This window comes from Exiguobacterium sp. s166 (assembly GCF_018618855.1).
In the GTDB taxonomy this organism is placed as follows: Bacteria; Bacillota; Bacilli; order Exiguobacteriales; family Exiguobacteriaceae; genus Exiguobacterium_A.
Map to the genome: position 1 here is coordinate 496,120 of NZ_JACSMU010000002.1, position 17,828 is coordinate 513,947.

At 46.8% G+C, this 17,828-nt stretch carries 13 protein-coding genes; all 13 read right to left on the reverse strand.

All coding sequences use genetic code 11. The features are described 5' to 3' along the window. Positions 1–39: 39 nt before the first annotated feature. The gene (pulA, locus tag KNP93_RS06955; RefSeq protein ID WP_214854073.1) at positions 40–2,952 is read right to left on the reverse strand and encodes a type I pullulanase; all 2,913 of its coding nucleotides are present in this window, start codon (positions 2,950–2,952) and stop codon (positions 40–42) included. Between the two features lie 167 nt (positions 2,953–3,119). Continuing rightward, complete coding sequence (locus KNP93_RS06960) at positions 3,120–4,052, reverse strand: LCP family protein (RefSeq protein WP_131973209.1); 933 nt, start codon at positions 4,050–4,052, stop codon at positions 3,120–3,122. Between the two features lie 11 nt (positions 4,053–4,063). Beyond that, a complete protein-coding gene (locus KNP93_RS06965; RefSeq protein WP_214854076.1) occupies positions 4,064–5,245 on the reverse strand; it encodes a DHHW family protein in 1,182 nt (393 codons plus the stop codon). A 15-nt stretch (positions 5,246–5,260) separates the two neighbouring features. Beyond that, on the reverse strand, positions 5,261–6,649 hold the full coding sequence (locus KNP93_RS06970) for an MBOAT family O-acyltransferase (protein WP_131973211.1): 1,389 nt from the start codon (positions 6,647–6,649) through the stop codon (positions 5,261–5,263). Next, the gene (locus tag KNP93_RS06975) at positions 6,639–7,133 is read right to left on the reverse strand and encodes a hypothetical protein (protein ID WP_214854079.1); all 495 of its coding nucleotides are present in this window, start codon (positions 7,131–7,133) and stop codon (positions 6,639–6,641) included. The genes KNP93_RS06970 and KNP93_RS06975 overlap by 11 nt, the downstream gene beginning before the upstream one ends. Then, a complete protein-coding gene (wecB, locus tag KNP93_RS06980) occupies positions 7,130–8,230 on the reverse strand; it encodes a non-hydrolyzing UDP-N-acetylglucosamine 2-epimerase (protein ID WP_131973213.1) in 1,101 nt (366 codons plus the stop codon). Before wecB ends, KNP93_RS06975 begins: the two co-directional genes overlap by 4 nt. A gap of 23 nt (positions 8,231–8,253) precedes the next feature. Continuing rightward, entirely contained in the window at positions 8,254–9,084 is an 831-nt protein-coding gene (locus KNP93_RS06985) for an ABC transporter ATP-binding protein (protein WP_214854082.1), read from the reverse strand. Between the two features lie 11 nt (positions 9,085–9,095). Further along, on the reverse strand, positions 9,096–9,896 hold the full coding sequence (locus KNP93_RS06990) for an ABC transporter permease (protein WP_214854085.1): 801 nt from the start codon (positions 9,894–9,896) through the stop codon (positions 9,096–9,098). Next, positions 9,893–11,185 carry a nucleotide sugar dehydrogenase gene (locus tag KNP93_RS06995; RefSeq protein WP_214854101.1) on the reverse strand — a complete coding sequence of 431 codons (1,293 nt, stop codon included), beginning with the start codon at positions 11,183–11,185 and terminating at the stop codon, positions 9,893–9,895. Before KNP93_RS06995 ends, KNP93_RS06990 begins: the two co-directional genes overlap by 4 nt. 301 nt (positions 11,186–11,486) lie before the next feature. Next, positions 11,487–12,725: a glycosyltransferase gene (locus KNP93_RS07000; protein WP_214854104.1), complete on the reverse strand. Its 1,239-nt coding sequence runs from the start codon at positions 12,723–12,725 to the stop codon at positions 11,487–11,489. Continuing rightward, complete coding sequence (locus KNP93_RS07005; RefSeq protein WP_251138684.1) at positions 12,722–14,044, reverse strand: glycosyltransferase family 4 protein; 1,323 nt, start codon at positions 14,042–14,044, stop codon at positions 12,722–12,724. The genes KNP93_RS07000 and KNP93_RS07005 overlap by 4 nt, the downstream gene beginning before the upstream one ends. Then, on the reverse strand, positions 13,936–14,940 hold the full coding sequence (locus KNP93_RS07010; protein WP_131503940.1) for a methyltransferase domain-containing protein: 1,005 nt from the start codon (positions 14,938–14,940) through the stop codon (positions 13,936–13,938). The genes KNP93_RS07005 and KNP93_RS07010 overlap by 109 nt, the downstream gene beginning before the upstream one ends. Further along, on the reverse strand, positions 14,940–17,582 hold the full coding sequence (locus KNP93_RS07015; RefSeq protein ID WP_214854107.1) for a glycosyltransferase: 2,643 nt from the start codon (positions 17,580–17,582) through the stop codon (positions 14,940–14,942). The genes KNP93_RS07010 and KNP93_RS07015 overlap by 1 nt, the downstream gene beginning before the upstream one ends. Positions 17,583–17,828 lie beyond the last annotated feature (246 nt).

Sequence of the window (17,828 nt, forward strand, 5' to 3'; positions counted from 1 at the left end):
TCGTGAGTCATTCACAGGGGCGGCGCGTTTTTGAGTTGATTATTTTTTTAGGACGTACGAGCTGAGCGGATCAACCGTCACGTTGCCTGATACTTTCTTCAGTGTTTTTGTTCCGGCGGTTTTACCATCGACGATCACATTCCATGTTCCTTTTGGTAACGTCATCTTGACGGCTTGACGTTTCGCATTGTGAACGACATAAAGATCTGTTTTTTGCTGAGGCGCATCATCTGATAATTGATACGCTACAACCTGCTCTGGTGACGATGTGAACGTCAGGTAGCGGCGGATGTCTTTTGCTGTTCCTAAATGAAGAGCAGGATTTGCTTTCCGGACTTGAATCAGACCTTTCATATAGTCGACATCAGTTTGACGGTCCATTTTACGTTTCCAGTCGAGCTGGTTAACGGAATCCGGTGACTTGTACGAGTTGTGGTCGCCGCCTTTTGTCCGCATGAAATCTTGACCGGCATGGATGAATGTTGTTCCTTGTGACGTCAGCAGAATACTTGACGCCAAGCGGTGCATCTTTGTTTTCGTCGCATCCGTATCTGTCGGATTCGTTAAGTTCAACTTATCCCATAATGTGTGGTTATCATGGGCTTCGACGTACGTGATGGCTTGATTCGGTTCTGCTGCGAATCCCGTGATGTCTTTGCTGTACGCAATCTCACCGACGATTCCGCGTTTAATGCGTGTTTCAAGACCTGTTTTACCGTTGATGAAACCGGCATCCGTGTCTTCAAAGACACTTCCTTTAAGTGCATCGCGCAAGTTATCGTTGAAATGAGCGATTCCCGGCATTTGCTTGGCATTCGTCTGGTTGGCTTTGTCTGCTTCCGGAAGCGGTGTTCCGAGACTCCAGCCTTCCCCGAAGACAAGAATCGACGGATCGATTTTAGTTGTTGTTTTTTTGACGGCATTCATCGTCTTGACGTCATGAATCCCCATCAAATCGAAGCGGAAACCGTCCCACCGGTATTCTTTTGCCCAGTAGGCGACAGAATCAACAATCAATTTATGCATCATTTTCCGTTCGGAAGCCGTATCGTTTCCGACACCTGTTCCGTTGGCGAGATCGCCGCCTTCCGTGTAACGGTAGTAGTAACCCGGAACGATTTTATCGAGATTCGATGCTTTCGCGTCAAACATATGATTGTAGACAACATCCATGACGGCACGAAGTCCGTTATCGTGCAAACCTTGAATCATTTGTTTCATTTCTTTAATCCGGACTTTTGGATCGTACGGATTCGTCGCGTAAGAGCCTTCCGGTGCATTGTAGTTTTTCGGATCATAGCCCCAGTTGTATGTTTTAAGCGGATTCGTTTCGTCGACAGAAGCCGTATTGAAATCATAGACCGGAATGAACTGTACATGCGTGATGCCAAGCTCTTTCAAATGATCGAGTCCTGTTTTCGTTTTCGTTTTTTTACCATCCTTCAACAAACGTGTTCCCGGCTCGACAACACCGAGATACTTTCCTTTTTGCTTGATGCCTGAATCGTACGTGTTTCCTGTGACATCAAACATCGACAAATCCCGGACATGCGTTTCGTAAATGATGGCATCAGTTGTTTGTTTCAGCGGCATTTTTGATTTTGTCCAACGTTTTGGGTTCGTCTCTTTCAGGTCGACGACCACTCCTTGATCTCCGTTGACAGCGACGGCTGTCGCATAAGGATCAACGGCGCGTGTCGTTTCTTTAGCGTGTTTGACTTCATAGGTGTATCCTGCTCCGTCAAGATCGCCTTTGATCGTTACACTGAAGACCCCGCGGTCGCCACGGACCATCTTCACTTCACGGACGATATTCTTTGTAGTGGCCGCTTGTGTTTTCGGTAATTTGTAGAGTTCCAGTTCGACGGCTTGCGCAGTCGGTGCCCAAACGCGGAACGTCGTTTTTCCTTTTTGATAGGACGTGCCGAGTTTTCCATCATACGCATATTTTTTGTCAAAAGCATCGGAACGCAACACGTTTCCTGCTTCTAAAATCCCTTCCCCGAACACCGGGTGCGAGACCGTAATGACATCTGCTAAATCAATGTCCGTCGTGACGGTTACTTTTAACGTCTTCGCATCCACTTGTGTGACAAGCGGATTGACGAGTCCTTTAAAGGTCAGCGTTTTTAAATCTTCTGACGTAATCGGCGAGTTCGTTTTCAACGTCATCGTCTTAAAATCATCGGCCAGGAAACTTGTGAATTTTGGCGTCCGATCGATATCCGGTTGGCTGTAATAAACCGTTTGATCGCCTTCAATCAGCCAAATATCCTTCGCTCCCGCATAATAGAAACGATCCGCTCCGTCTTTTTCAGACCATCCTTCGATATGAGGAATGATTCCGACAAGACGTTCCTTCGTCTTATTCGCCAGTATGACGTTTGCTACAGCGCCAAATGCGTCTTGACCGTCAAATTCAAACCGTTTTCCATCCTGAGCGTTTGGCCATGCCCACACCCCGTACTTCTCGTAGTCATTGTCATACCGGTAATAATGAATGTTCGTGTTGACGGACTCGACGTCATTGCCGCCCGTCGGATTAACCGGTGAAACTTCTTTGCTGCCCGATTCAATCCAAACTTCGGCAACACCGTCTTTGATCATGTCTTTTGTGATGAAGCGGTCGTTTTCCGAACCGGCATCTTTGTTCCAGGAATCATCGCGGACGATGAAACCGATTTTCTCCGGTTGATCAACCGGAAATTCGTAAGCGGCAATTTTTCCGTAAGCATCTTGACCGTTAAAGGCATGTGCCTTGTTCGGGAAATAATCCGGCCCATTTGCCCACAACCAGAGATTCCAATCTTTTTCTGACGTTTTATCTTCTTTGTAGTGAATGATGACCAGTGTCGATTCTCCTTTTTCCAGTGCCAGACCATTTACCGGAACTAAACTAAACATCAGTGCAAACGTTAGCACAACTGCACAGACTGATCTCCATCGATTCATGCCGTATCCTCCTTGGATTTATGTAATCGTTTTCATTTTCATTCTCCATTCGTTCGGCTGCTCTGTCAAAGCTTATTTTAGTTCACTAAAGAAAATAAGACTTTTGGACCAACGCGGACGTATGACCATAAAAAAGAGGCTGACTTCCCAGTCACCCTCTTATATTTTCATTTTGATTGACGATCCGTCACTTCAGTAATTGCCTGCTTCGTGACTTTCATCGAGTGATCCGATGCAAAGAAATACCAGACACCGTCACTTGCGATGTAGCCTTCCCCTTCAAGTTTTAACGGTTTTAACCGCTCGAATCCCGCCTGATTTTCTTGTGCGAGTTGGGCTGCTTCGGAAAACGTGACATTTGTACTAAAGTTATTTTTCAGGACCCGACTGACATCTTCCAAGTTCGTCAGGATATCGGGTCCGGCAAGCTTCATGCCGACAGCTTCAAGTACCTGCCGCTGACGAATTTGCCGTCCCATGTCCCCGAGCGGATCCTGTTTTCGCATGCGTGCATAACCGCTCGCTTCAAGTCCGGTCAGTTTTATTTTTCCTTCAGCGTAGTCTTTTTGTAAACGCCGGTCGTTCCAACTAAACGCAGACGGATTATCGACAGTGACTCCGCCGACCGCATCGACCAGCTCGATCAGACCTTCCATATTGATTTTGGCGTAATACGGAATCTTGACGTCAAAGGTCTTCTCAACCGTCTCAATCGTCTCTTCCACTCCACCGTAAGCATAGGTATGATTAATTTTCGTTTTCGTACCATCTGACAGTGTCACCTGCATATCACGTGGAATCGACAGTGATGTCGCTTTTGGTGTTTTCGGGTTAAACGACAATAACATGATGGCATCGGCCCGTCCCGGATCGTTTTTTCGTTCATCCACACCAATCAACAGGACGTTGACCGGCTGCATCACTTCAAGCGGAAGCTTTTTTTGCCCTTTTAGCGGAGTAATGAAACCGTCCGCCGTATGTTGCAACTTTAAAAAAGCATACCCGGTCGTAGCGCTGACAATCAAGATGCATGCCAATAACAATGCACTGATTACACGCCATCCAATCCAAGGTCGCCTCTTTCGCAAACGTGATTCCACAGCGGTACCTCCTATAATTTCTGCTGATACGTCTTCATTAATCCGGCGATATTCGCATTGTGTAAAAAGACGACGGCATCCACATTTTTTTGCTTCGCAAATTCAGAGGCATCAAAGTCTTTATGGACATAGCGGATATCAACGACTTCGAGATTCGCACTTCGGGCAAGAAACGGCAGCACAGGATTGGCGAAGGAGTCTTTGAGGACAAGTAACTTCGGTCCTTTCGTTTTTGACGTCATTGATAAAATACCGTGGTTACCGCGCATAAAGACTTCGTAACGGTCGGCATAGTCGCCCTCTTCCTTAATAAATTGCTCATCAATCAACGGCTGACCGCATTTTTTGTCGTAGCAGACGTCGATACCCTTAAATTGGCCGGCATCGTAATATTCAATTTTGTCTCCTGTGCTCGCATACGCAAGTGTCGTCTTGCGGGCGAGTGAACCAAAATACAGATGTTCCGATGCGCGTTTTGATTCAGGATCGACTTCTACTTTTTTTAACGTCGGTTCTGTTTTGGCGACTGTACGGATAATTTCGCCATAGGCTTGATAGGCACCATCTACGTTCCAGTGATGATCTGTCTTAAAGTAATCCGTCAGCTTTAACGCATCAAGGGGAATCGATGTAATTCCTGCTTTCATAAAGCCGGCTTGCATCGTCTTGTACCGTTGCTCAGCGTTTGAGGCGACATAGTCCGGAATGATTCCATCCCGTTCCGCAATAACGGTCTTGGATGGTGCAAGTGCGAAGTAGACAGGCCGATCAACATCTTTCGTGAACTGTTGAAAAGCACTCGGAATGACCGGTTGTGCCGCTTGACTCGGTTCAATCATATAGCCGTTTTCAGCAGTGTAGATCCCATTTCGAAACGGCTGTTGAAACAGATTTTTCGATAGACGTGCCTGCATTTCAACGAAAGTACCACGTAACAATAACTGATCCGCAAAATAGCTTTCCATCTTCAGCATATCCTTACCGGAAGCCACTCCTTGCATAGTCGGTTGAACGGAATGTGCAAGTGTTCGATTTTCAAGTTGGGAACTGACACGGTCGTCGCGAAGAATCGTTCCAATTCCGATTGTCAGCAAAATGATAAAAAAACTGATGATCGTCAGCCACATCATCTTTTTCTCAAACGTAGTTCCCGGTTGTGTCTGTTTCTGATTCTTTTCAATAGGTTGCGCCACTGGTGTTCCTCCTCTCTAGAAACGGAAATAAATGAAGGGATTGAATGTACTTGCAACCAGTGCAGATGTCGCGAGGAATAACAAAACCATCGCATATCCATATTGCAACGTCTGTCCGATTTTGCCCGATGACTGGACAAATCGTTCTCCAATCCGTTTTGGAATCGGTGTTGCGGCAAGACATGCAAGTGCTAAGATGACACCGTTTTGGACAAGTTGGTAACTCGCACGGTCATCCCAAAGTACGTCCGGCATAAACATTGCTTGAATATACGTGATGGCTTCCGGGAACGTTTCCGATCTGAAAAAGACCCAACCGACCAGAACCAATACGAGTGTCCAGACCGTTGCCAGTACCGGGACTCGCGCCAATAACTTCCCGAGAAATGCTTTTTCAAGCATGATCCAGATTCCGTAATAGACGCCCCAGGCGACGAACGTCCAGCTCGCTCCATGCCAAAGTCCGGTCAACATCCAGACGATTCCGAGGTTCCGGTATTGTCTCCAGGGTGAAACCCGGTTCCCTCCAAGCGGAATGTACACATAATCCCGAAACCATGATCCAAGTGAAATGTGCCAGCGACGCCAAAATTCAGACACTGATTTCGAAATATACGGATAGTTGAAGTTTTCAAGAAAATGAAAGCCGAACATTAATGCAAGTCCGATTGCCATGTCACTGTATCCAGAAAAATCAAAATAGATCTGCAGGGCGTAAGCAATGATCCCAATCCATGCGAGCCCCATTGATAAATCCTTCATATCAAAAATGGCATCTGCTACTTGACCGCAGCCATTTGCTAAAATCAACTTTTTTGATAATCCGATGATGAATCGGCGGACCCCTTTCGAGAAGTCCGATACGGTTTCTTGACGGGATTCAATCTGACTCGCAATCGTGTTGTAGCGGACGATCGGTCCTGCGACCAGTTGCGGGAAAAAGGCGATATACAATGCTAAATCAAGCGGATTTTTTTGCACGGCTTCCTTTTCCTTGTAAATATCGATGACATAACTCATCGCGTGAAATGTATAGAAGGAAATTCCGAGTGGTAAAACGATTTCCGGAACAAAAAAATCGGCATGAAACGTCTTATTGACAGACTGAACAAAAAAACCGCTGTACTTGAACCAGCCAAGTAATCCTAAATTGACAGCAATCATGCTGAACATGATCCATTTCACACCGATGCGGTGGCGGTAGACGTCTACGAATAATGCAAAGAAATAATTAATGCCGACACTTAACAGCATCAATAATGCAAATCGCGGTTCACCAAACGCATAAAAGAAAAGGCTTGCTACGAGGAGCCAGCCATTTCGAAAGCTTCTCGGCAACAGATAATAGACAATCAGTACCGTCGGCAGAAATAAAAACAGAAAAATCGTTGAACTAAATAACATGATAGGATTCCTCCTGTTTGAGCGGAACAAGCCGATTGATGTGTAACATCGTCAACCGGACCCGCATGTCCCCTTCAAGTAAAAATTTGAATGCGATTTTGAAATAGTCGGCTCCTTTAACTCGATTCAGTTGAAAGAAACATGTAGTCGGACCGTCCACTGTCAACCATTCCGTTTCGGAATGCATCCGTTTTTTTTGTCCGTACTGCATCTTAAAGATTTGAATATCACACGGTTCGGTTGCTTCTAATTCACAAGTGAGGGTGATTGTCTCCGCCTGTTCAAAGGAAGCATCTGCCCGATACAATTTTGACGGAGGATACTGAAACCCTTGATCAAACAACTGGATGTACAATTTATTAGTCGGATCGGCTTCTTGAAAATCAAACCAGACCCCTTTCTGATCTTCTTCAAGTAAAATCTTTTCCCGGTTGCCTTGCGGAAAAAATTGATAACTCGCCAGTTCCAGTGGTCGTGAACTCATACCGGTACCTCACTTAAAATAGCATCGACGATCCGCTCAGCCGCATGCCCGTCTCCGTAGGGATTCGCTGCTTGCGCCATCGCGTCGTATGCCATCGGATCTGTCAGCAAGTGATGACCGGCTGTATAAATACGTTCCGGATCCGTTCCGACGAGTTTCAACGTACCGGCCTCGACACCTTCCGGCCGTTCCGTCGTCTCACGTAATACGAGAACCGGGACACCTAACGAAGGAGCTTCTTCCTGAATCCCGCCGGAATCCGTCAAAATCAACGTCGCCCGGGCTGCCAAGTTATGAAAATCGAAGACATCGAGTGGCTCGATTAATCGGATACGCGGATGGTGCTTCAATTGTTCGGCTGCTTCGAGTACAACCGGATTCGGATGGACCGGATAGATAATTTCAATATCCGGATGACTGTCTGCTAATCGTTCAATGGCATCAAAAATCTGCGATAATTGCAGATGATTTTCCCGACGGTGAACAGTCAACAGAATCAACTTGCGACCGCTTGCTGCAAGACTTTTTAAAACGGGATGCGTGTAATCATCAGACACAGTTGTTTTTAATGCGTCAATGACGGTATTACCGGTCACGATGATCGGACTTTTTTTATTCTCGAGGCGCAGATTTTCTGCTGCTTGATCTGTCGGCGCAAAATGGTAATCCGCGAGTACACCCGTCAATTGACGATTCATTTCTTCTGGAAACGGTGCATACTTCTGATACGTCCGTAAACCGGCTTCGACATGTCCAACCGGAATCTGTTGGTAAAAGGCGGCGAGTGAAGCAGCGAATGTCGTTGTCGTATCCCCATGGACCAACACCAAATCCGGTTGCTCTTTTTCCAGGACACGACGCATCGCATTCAAAATCCGTGCCGTCATCTCTTCGAGTGTCTGGCGTGGACGCATCAAATCCAAATCATGATCCGGAACGATTTGGAACAGTTCTAGGACTTGATCCAGCATCTCCCGGTGTTGTGCCGTCACGACGACAATCGGTTCGACTCCTTCTCGTTTTTCCAATGCTTTGACGACAGGTGCCATCTTGATTGCTTCCGGTCTCGTTCCGAACACTAACATGACTCGTTTCATTCGTTCCATCCCCTATCCGTTATTCATGACGACAATTCAATCGTTTCACCGCGTGTTGAACGCTCGATTTCATCACTTCGCCCTGTTCGTTTTTTCGTAACATAATGTGCCGCTTGTTTTTTTGTAAGTTGTTTGTACCAATAAAGGTACTTATTGTACTCCGCCATCGTTTCCGTTGTCGGACCAAACATCCGGACTTCTCCGTACTCGAGCCAAAGGACTTTCGTACAAAAACTTTTGACTTGATTCAAGGAATGACTGACAAAAAAGATTGTTTTTCCTTGGTCACGAAACTCCCGCATCTTATCGAGACATTTTTCCGTAAACGTCTGGTCACCGACTGACAAGGCTTCATCGATAATCAAGATGTCCGGATTGATGTTGATCGAGATTGCAAAACCAAGCCTTGCCCGCATACCGCTCGAGTATGTCTTAACCGCCTGATCAATGAAATCCCCGATATCTGCGAACTCGAGAATTTCCGGCGTGATGGCTTGAATCTGTTTTTTATTCAATCCCATCATCAAGCCTTTCAGTTCAATATTGTCCCGCCCGGTCAATTGGTTGTTCAGACCACTCGAAATCGCAATCAATGCGGATTTACCACCGAGCGTCACACGACCGTAAGTCGGCGGTGTCACGTTCGCAAGCAGGTGCGACAATGTCGATTTACCACTTCCATTGATTCCGACCACTCCAACAATCTCACCTTGCTTGACGGAAAACGAGACGTTTTTCAACGCATAAAAGGGTTTCCCGCTGACTTTACCAAACAACACTTCTTTTAATTTATCGATTGGGCGTGAATATAGGACGTAACGTTTTGAAACATTTTCAAATACGACGTGACTCATGTTTTCTCCTCCTAGACGTAATCAATGAAGTACCGGCGGAATCTCAAATGGACCGCTGCTCCGACTACCAACAGCACGGATGTCACCGTCCAGAAGTAGAAACCGTACCAGACATGATCAAGTAAATAACCGGTTCCAATCAACGCCGAACGGTATCCTTCAATCAAATAGACGAGAGGATTAATCATCAGCAACGTCTTAAACAAACTGTGGTCCGGCGGGATCCACATGATTGGGGTCAAGTACATCAACATCCGGATGGCTGACGTCACCATATTTTGGACATCACGGATCATGGTCGAAAGGGCCGATAACAACAGTGAAACGGCATACAGGAAAATGACACCTGCCGGCACGATATACAACAATTCAAACGTATGCCAGCCCGGGAAATAGCCGAATGCCATCCCCAGAACAATCGTCAACGCAATCATGGCAAGGTGGCGATAGAACTGCGCCAAGATGACATACGCCGGGATTGTACTAAGCGGAAAGTGCATTTTCGAGACTAAAGCGACCCGACCGTAAATCGAACGTGAACCGCTCGGAATCGTACTGCCGATGAAAAACCAGGCAATCAATCCACTGACCAACCAGAAGACAAATGGAATTCCGTCAACAGGATGTCCGCCGCGAATCCCGAAACCAAAGACGACCCAGTAGACACCAATTTGCAGGAGCGGCGTCATGATTTCCCAAAACCAACCGAGGTATTGCATGCTGTATAGACTTTTTGTCTCATAAAGTGAAAGACGAAAGATCAGATAAAAATGATCTTTCAACTCTTTCCCAATTGTATGAATTCCGTTCATATCGCTTTTGCGTCCACTTCCGTCGTTTGATGCGTATGCAAGTTACCGAAGTTTAAGACTGTAACGTCTTCGAGCGGCTGGACGATTCCTTTCGTATCAAATAAGAGTGGTGTCCGCATCTGGTTGGCAAGACGACGTGAATCAAAACGTTTAAACTCATCATGATCGACGAGTACCAGGGCAAGATCCGCTCCTTGAATCGCTTCAATTTCATCTACTAGTTCAAAACGTGAGGAAATCGAACGTTCGACATGCGGATCGCAAACTGCGACATCCAGTCCACGGTCAATCAATTGTTCAATCACATCGACAGCCGGGCTCTCCCGCATATCATCAACGTTTCCTTTATACGTGACGCCAAAGACAGCAATTTTCGGTCGAACACGCGAAGAGACGAGACGCTCGGCCTGTTCTGCGACGAAGTGTGGCATGTTGACATTCGTTTCCCGCGCTGTATGGATGATTCGTGCAAGGGACGGGGCTTTCGCGACAATGAAGTAAGGATCGACTGCAAGGCAGTGTCCCCCGACACCTGGTCCCGGATGATGCAAGTTGACACGTGGATGCATATTCGCCATCTCAATCACGTCCAGCACGTTGATTTCGAGCTTATGGCAGACTTGCGTCAGTTCATTGGCTAACGCGATGTTGACATCCCGGAACGTATTTTCCATCAGCTTCGACATTTCTGCCGTCTTCGCATCCGTCTTAACGATTTCCCCTTGAACAAACGTTTCGTAGACCGCTGCTCCGGCATCTGCACAAGCTGATGTCAAGCCGCCGACGATCCGGTTGTTATGAATGAGTTCATGAAGAATTTGTCCCGGAAGGACACGTTCCGGACAATGGACGACGAATACGTCGTGACCAATGATGAATCCTGCCTCCTCGATTAATGGTCGGACATGATCATCCATCGTCCGTGGAGCGATCGTTGATTCGACGATGATGACGTTGCCTTTTTGAACGTGTGGCAACATATTCTGAACGGCTGACAGGACATACTTCAAGTCACACGATTTATACGTGTCATTTAAATTTGGTGTCGGTACGGCAATCAAAAAGACATCTGCCGGCTCCGGTGTCAAGGTCGCCCGAAATTTTCCGTTTGCGACGACACGTTTGATGACTTCTTCAAGCCCCGGTTCCTCGATGTGAATATCTCCCGCATTCAACATCTTGACGATGCGCGGATCGATGTCGACCCCGACGACGTCCGCTCCGTGATCTGCAAACATGGCTGAAGAAGGTAATCCAATATATCCGAGTCCAATTGTACAAAGTTTCATTTTGTCATTCCTCCATCTAGGTACGAGTTAGTCCTTCACGTCAGAAAAAACTGACTGTGTCGTGGCTGTACCTAGACCATAACGACAATTGCTTGTGTTTCCAATGCTTCTAACCATCTCTTAAACCATTCTTCACAGACCTTACATTCCGCCCTGTTCCTATGCTTTTTGTAAAGCTTGTAAATAAACAACGAACTTTTGTTGCATTCGCGAGAGAAACAACACAATCTGGTCCGTTCCATTGTTTTTCAGCGTGGAATTACCTGTATCTTTGTTGTTTCCTGCCTCTGTTCTCGTTCATTTACTTCACTAATTCATGGTAGACAGTCAATAATCGGTCTTTTTCTTTATCCCAGTTGTATTTCTGCCGTGCCTGCTTTGTCCGTTCTTTCATCGCCTGACGTAACCCGTCCTCTTCGACGATTTGATTGACGGCAGCGGCAATCGCTTGCGGTGATTCAACGTCAACAATCAGTCCGACGGCCTCTGTCTCGACGACACGACGGATTTCCGGTAAATCTGCTGCCACGACCGGGACAAGGGCTGACATGTATTCAAATAACTTATTCGAAGAGGCCGAATAATGGTTAAAACACACGTTTTGTAACACTTGAAACCCAACCGTCGCCGCTGCTGTATAACTCGGTAACTGATCAAGCGGTACCTTATCCATAAAATGAATACGTTCTCGTTCTGAGGACGCAGCCGCCAGCCGTTGAAGCTCCGGTTTGATTTTTCCGTCGCCAATGAACAACAGTGTGCCGTTTCGAATCAACGGCATCGCTTCAATCAACCGCCCGAGCCCCCGTCCTTCCTGAATACCGCCTTGGTACAATAAAATCGGTTCGTTTTCGTCAATTCCGAGTTCTTGACGGAGCGGGCGTGCTTCCGGTACCGTTTCTTGATAAAACGGATAATTGTGCAACACGGCCGGCCGCTCTCCGTAAAGGGCTAAGTGGTAATCGGCACGTGTCTCATTTTCGACCATCGTCTGATCCACAAATCGTAATAAATGACGTTCCAAACCGCCTTGTCCTTTTCCGTAGCCCGTCCGATCCGTCTGGACTTCATGCGAATCGTAGACGATTTTTGCCCCTCTCGCGGCCGAAATCGCTTGCGGTAATGTATTTAAATCGTTGGCATGCATGATATCGTAGTTCCGCTTACGTGCTGCCCGTGTCATCCGGACAATCCCGAAGCTGTTATACAGTGCATAGCGGATAAACCGGCTTTTCTGCAACATATACAGAATGACGGCAACCGGAATCAGCCAAGGAACGAACAAGAACAATCCTGCGCCAGCCAGAAGCGTAACCGGGTTACGCTTCTTCAGACGACGAAGGATTGTTTCAAAAGGAGGTGTCCGTTCAATTCGGATGATTTGAAAGCCGCTCGGGTGATACTCCATCGCTGGTAATGTGCCATCATTGAGACAATATAAATCGACGTGATACCCTGCTTCCGCGAGTGCCGTACACTCCCGTAAAACACGTGCATCATTCGTAAACGTATTCCAAACAAACATCCCGACCCGTTTCATTCACTCACCCCTACTACTTGAAAATTAGTTTTACGAATCGCTTCAAACAATCGTTCTTGATTTTGTTCCCAGTCAAAATGGGTCTGAACATACGCTACACCCGATTGGCCCATTGCTTCACGCGCTTCCGGATGTTCTGCGAGATACCGGATTTGTCCGACGATTGTCTCACGACACCGCTCCCGTGAGACGAATCCTGCACCGGCCTCTTCAATCACTTTTGCCGCATGTCCTGAAACGGCTCCGACAATCGCACATCCCATTGCCATATAGTCGATGATTTTCCCGGGCGTTACCGTATCGAATGCCGGACTTTCGACTAACGTCGCAAAGGCGATGTCACTTTTCGCAAGTTGTTTCAGCGCGTCCCATCTCGGCATCGCGTTCATGAAATGAATATTCGTCAGTCCGCGTTTTAAGACATGTTCTTCAAACTTTTCTTTATGGTAGCCGTATCCGACGACGTGAAATTCAATGTTTCCATCCTCTTGTAATTGCTCCGCTACATCAAGCAATAAGAACACATCCTGTGCCAATCCGATATTGCCCGTATAGACGACGCGGACCTGCTCCGACACTTTTCTCCGTTTAATCAACCATTCGTTTTCTTCGATTGAATTCGGAATGTAATGAATTTTCTCTGGTGCGATCCCTTTGCTCTCGATATACGAACGAAACCCTTCACTGTTGATGACAATTTGATCGGCCCGATGATACATCCATTTCTCAAGCCAGTAGAGCGGGGCAAGCAACACACGTGACTTCGTGATACCGACACCGACCAGTGATTCCGGCCACAAATCGCGGACATCTAACACGAGTGGTGCTTTTTTGATGAACTTGGCAACGACTCCGACCAGTCCCATAAAGATGGAAGGCGTCGTCGCATAGATGTAGCTATACTGTTTTTGATCCTGCCGTACTTCCCGGACCGCCAGGACAAACTGTTCTAAAAACAACCGGAGCCGTCGCCATAAGTTTGTCGTCGCCCGCAGGTCACGTGGTTGAATCCGGGTAATGTTAGCTGCATCCAAACTTGGTTCGTCCCAAAACATCGCGTCCGTATACAATTCCGCCGTCGGGTACAGTGGTTCTGATGTCAGGACGTGGACGTTACTTCCTTGTTGTTCCATCCGTTTAAAGATATTTTTCATCCGATTGGCAGCACTGCCGATTTCCGGATAGAAATTTTGACAGATCATCAACACATTCATCGTCTCCGGGCCCGTCTTTGTTTGAGCTTTCGTCGGAACTTCCAGTAACGGACGGCGATTTTTCCAAGTTTTGAATTTGCCAGTGATCGGTATTTTAATTTCCATTGCGTATTCGCCTCCAAGACATCCAGATTCGATACAAGTGCTCCTTCATACCGTTCGAGGACCAACTGATACTGTTGTGCCAACAGTGCAATCGTTTCTTCTTGTTCGGTCACTTGTTGTAACAGCCGCTCATGTTCTGATGATAACTCCGCATATTCCTGCTCATTGGTCTGCTGTTTCAGCTGTTTCTGCTCCCATTTCTTTTGCTGGTTTTTTAATCGAACGATTTCAGTCAAATGCATCCGCTCGATTGCTTCAAAAGCCGTTTCCAACCAGTCGATTTCTTGATTCGTCATACTGCGGACCGGTTGTTTTTCCTCATGAAGCGTCACAATCACGCCTAACCACTTGTCCATCCGCTCCAATCGATCAATCGTTCCATAGGGTGTCAATTGCTCCAACAAATGACGTAAATAATACGTCCGCTTATGGTCAGCATAGTCATTGACACCAAACGGAACCGTTACGACAAGCCGTCCACCCGGTTTCAGGAAGGAACAGGCTTTTTGGACAAACCGTTCAGGTTCGCCGATATGCTCGAGAACTTCCGTCATCAAGACCGTATCAAAACGTTGACTGTTTGAAAACGTCATCAGATTGGCTTCTTCAAACTGAATCAACTCTTTGACCGAACGTGCTTCTTTTTCCAATGCTTGTCTTGACTCTGTGATGGCTTCCGGTGAGACATCGATTCCCACAACCTGTTTCCCTTCACGACCGAGTAAAATCGGGACGAGTCCTCCTGAACAACCGATGTCGAGAATCTGACTGCCCTTTGTCTCGCGAATAATCCAGTGAATCCGTGAGCGGACTTTTTTTCCGAACTGGACTCCGAGTTGGTCATAATAAGCGGCACGGATTTCATCTTTTGGTCGTGTCATCTGTTTTGTCGGCATCACCGTACCTCCTCTAATAACAATGCTTGAATAGCATCAGTCTGTTTTTTATCCGCAAGTTCAACGAATCGGCGGATCAACGGATTCGTCAATGTCACCGGTTCATAAAAAGCGACAATCATTCGGAGGAGCGCGACGCTCGGACCAAAATCTTTGTCACTGCAGTAACGAAGTTTCACCAAATACCAATGTTCAAAAAAGTGTTCGAAACGGGTTTCTTTGTAGGCATCGAGGACACCATAACGTGCAAACTTTTCAGCCCGGGCCTTTTCCCGGACGACGCTGCGTTCAAAGAAGCGAACGGTCAGGGAGTTGACAGTCGAACCTGCTACTGCGGCGTAGTAATAATGAATGACACGGTTGACGAGTAAGACACGGTCCGCATGCAACATCATTTCTTGGAAAAACAAGGAGTCTTGTCCGACGGCTCCGACGACTTGCTCCAGCTGATGATTCTGCAAAAAGCTTTTCTTGACGACTAACGCTTGAATACTTTGGACGGAAAAGCGGTTCTCTAGCAAATACGTTTTAGGTTGATCGCAAACCATCCGTCCTTCTTTCCGAACTTTCGGTAAAGCGATGATACTTGTTTTTTCGGCCAGCTTTTTCATATGTCCGACTGCAAAATCGAGTGTCGGGTCTTGATCGAGTTCCTTCAACAATTCGGCATACCGGTCACTCAACACTTCGTTATCAGGATCCAGGAACGCAATCCGTTCGGCACGCGCCAGTTCAACACCCTTATTGCGCGGACGTGACGCACTGCCGCTTCCGCCTGTCGGGAACAGGTAGGTTACGACGTTGCCGTGTCGTCGCGCGAGACGATTAATCGCTAGTAACGTCATCCGGTCTGTTGATCCATCATCCACTAAGATAATTTCCGTCTCGGCAAATCGATCCATTCGTTTTAAACTGGCAAAGCATTTATACGTGAGATGATATCCATTATTAAAAATCGGCACGACGACGGACAGTATCGGTGTTTCAACAGCAGATGACTTCCCTTGTTCGTTCCACTCGAGTGGATCAAGAAGCAATGTTTTGCCTGCCATCTTCCCTTCACTGAACTGTTCATAAGAAAAGTCAGCACGCCAAATCATACTGCCACCCGTCCGGCCCAGCTCGTCCTGAATGACGAATGGTATCTCATCTTGAGCTGTTTTACGGACAATGCTGGCATCACTGTATTTAAATCCGTTCACTAAATCTTCAAGGTAGTACTCTCCGTATGACTCCGTCCCATCAAGTACAGCGACTAAATCGGTCTGCTCATATAATTCTTTCGTCAGGTCTTCTTCGCGGTAAATCCAATCCGGTGTTACAGTTTGGTGTTCTAGCATCCGGTTTAGCTCCGGTGTCACTTTTCGTAAGACAACCAGGAGTTTTCGTCGCAACGGCTGGACCGGTAATTTCAGCAAACGAGCCATCTGATCAATCCGGTCATAGACGGTATGGGATGACATGACGGAACGAATGCCTTCTGCCCGGAGTCGCTTCACGTCATCCCCGGTCGTACGTTCTAAAATCGCTTGCGCCTCTTGATGATCATGGACGGTAAACACGTTCGGAAAATCATTGTTGACGGCGATGCTGTAATTCGACAAAATCAGATTTCCGAGTGCTTGGGATTCATAGATTCGTCGTGCACACATCGTTTTACTATATTTAATGCTGTTTAAATTCAACACCCAGTCATAACACTTACTGACTTGTTGCAATGTCTCATAAGGAATCGATGGTGCGACGCGCGAGACGTAACGTTGCGGAAAATGATAATCCGGTAAGTTCAACTGATAGTTGCGGTCAACGATATCGAGTGTATGATCGGAACGTAAGACACCATCAAATAACATCTCGGTGTCTTTGACACGCTCCGGATACTTTGCCATCCAGCTGCCGGCAAACAACACGTGTTTGTTTCGACTGCGTGTCGCACCAATCGGATTATGGATGATTGGATTCACCCCGAACGTCGTCGCTTCAATCCGGTCATGCCCGCATAACACCTGATATTCCGGAATCATCGCTTCGTCTGACGTCAAAATATAATCCGCTTCCTTTGCCACACCACTAAAACGGTCAAAGTTGCTTGGATCCTCTGTCGATTGAAAAACAACCGGTATTTCTTTCCCCTTCACCTGCCGAATCATTTCCATCAGACGGGCCCGTTTTTTGGAGGTCGGTGTGGCGACACCTTTCCAGTCATCTCCCTGCAGTCCTTTCCATGAGGATACGACCAGGAACAGGTCAATCGGTTTTTCAAATACCTCTTCAAACGTTGCCGGATTGACGTAGTGTAAGTGGAGCGCATCTTGATAGTAGGCATACATGAATTCGGAACAGACGATGGCGACTTCCAGTGGCCGCTGCTCAAAATAACGAGTTCCGCTGTGCAGGGGAATATCTGCATATGCAATCTCCTGTAACAATCCGCTGTTACTTTGTTCGTGATAAGTCGTTGTTGTTGAAGGACGTCCGGAAGTATTAGGCCGGATTCCGGTCTTCATCGTCAGTACCGGGAGTTTCTGTAAACGTTCAATGGAAGCAACACTTGCCTTTGATTCCAATCGAAGCCGTTGCTTCTCCTCGCGTACCCATTGAAGTTGTTTCATGACTGCTTTTTTAAATTGTTGTCCACTCACGCGTATACACCCTTCCTTCTTTCATCTCCCTATCAGTCTACGAGTCCAGTTCAAAGGAGACTTAAAGGATCTGCAAGGTTTTTGTAAAGACTTGGTGAAGCCTTTAACGGTTTCCCGGACATTCGTCATGAAATCAGGACAAAAATGCGTGGAGTCGATTTGGTTCACAACGTGTTTCGCACAAAACAATGAACTCAAACCTGTCGCTTTTCGTTTTAGAACAATCAATTGGGGTAAATGTAAAAG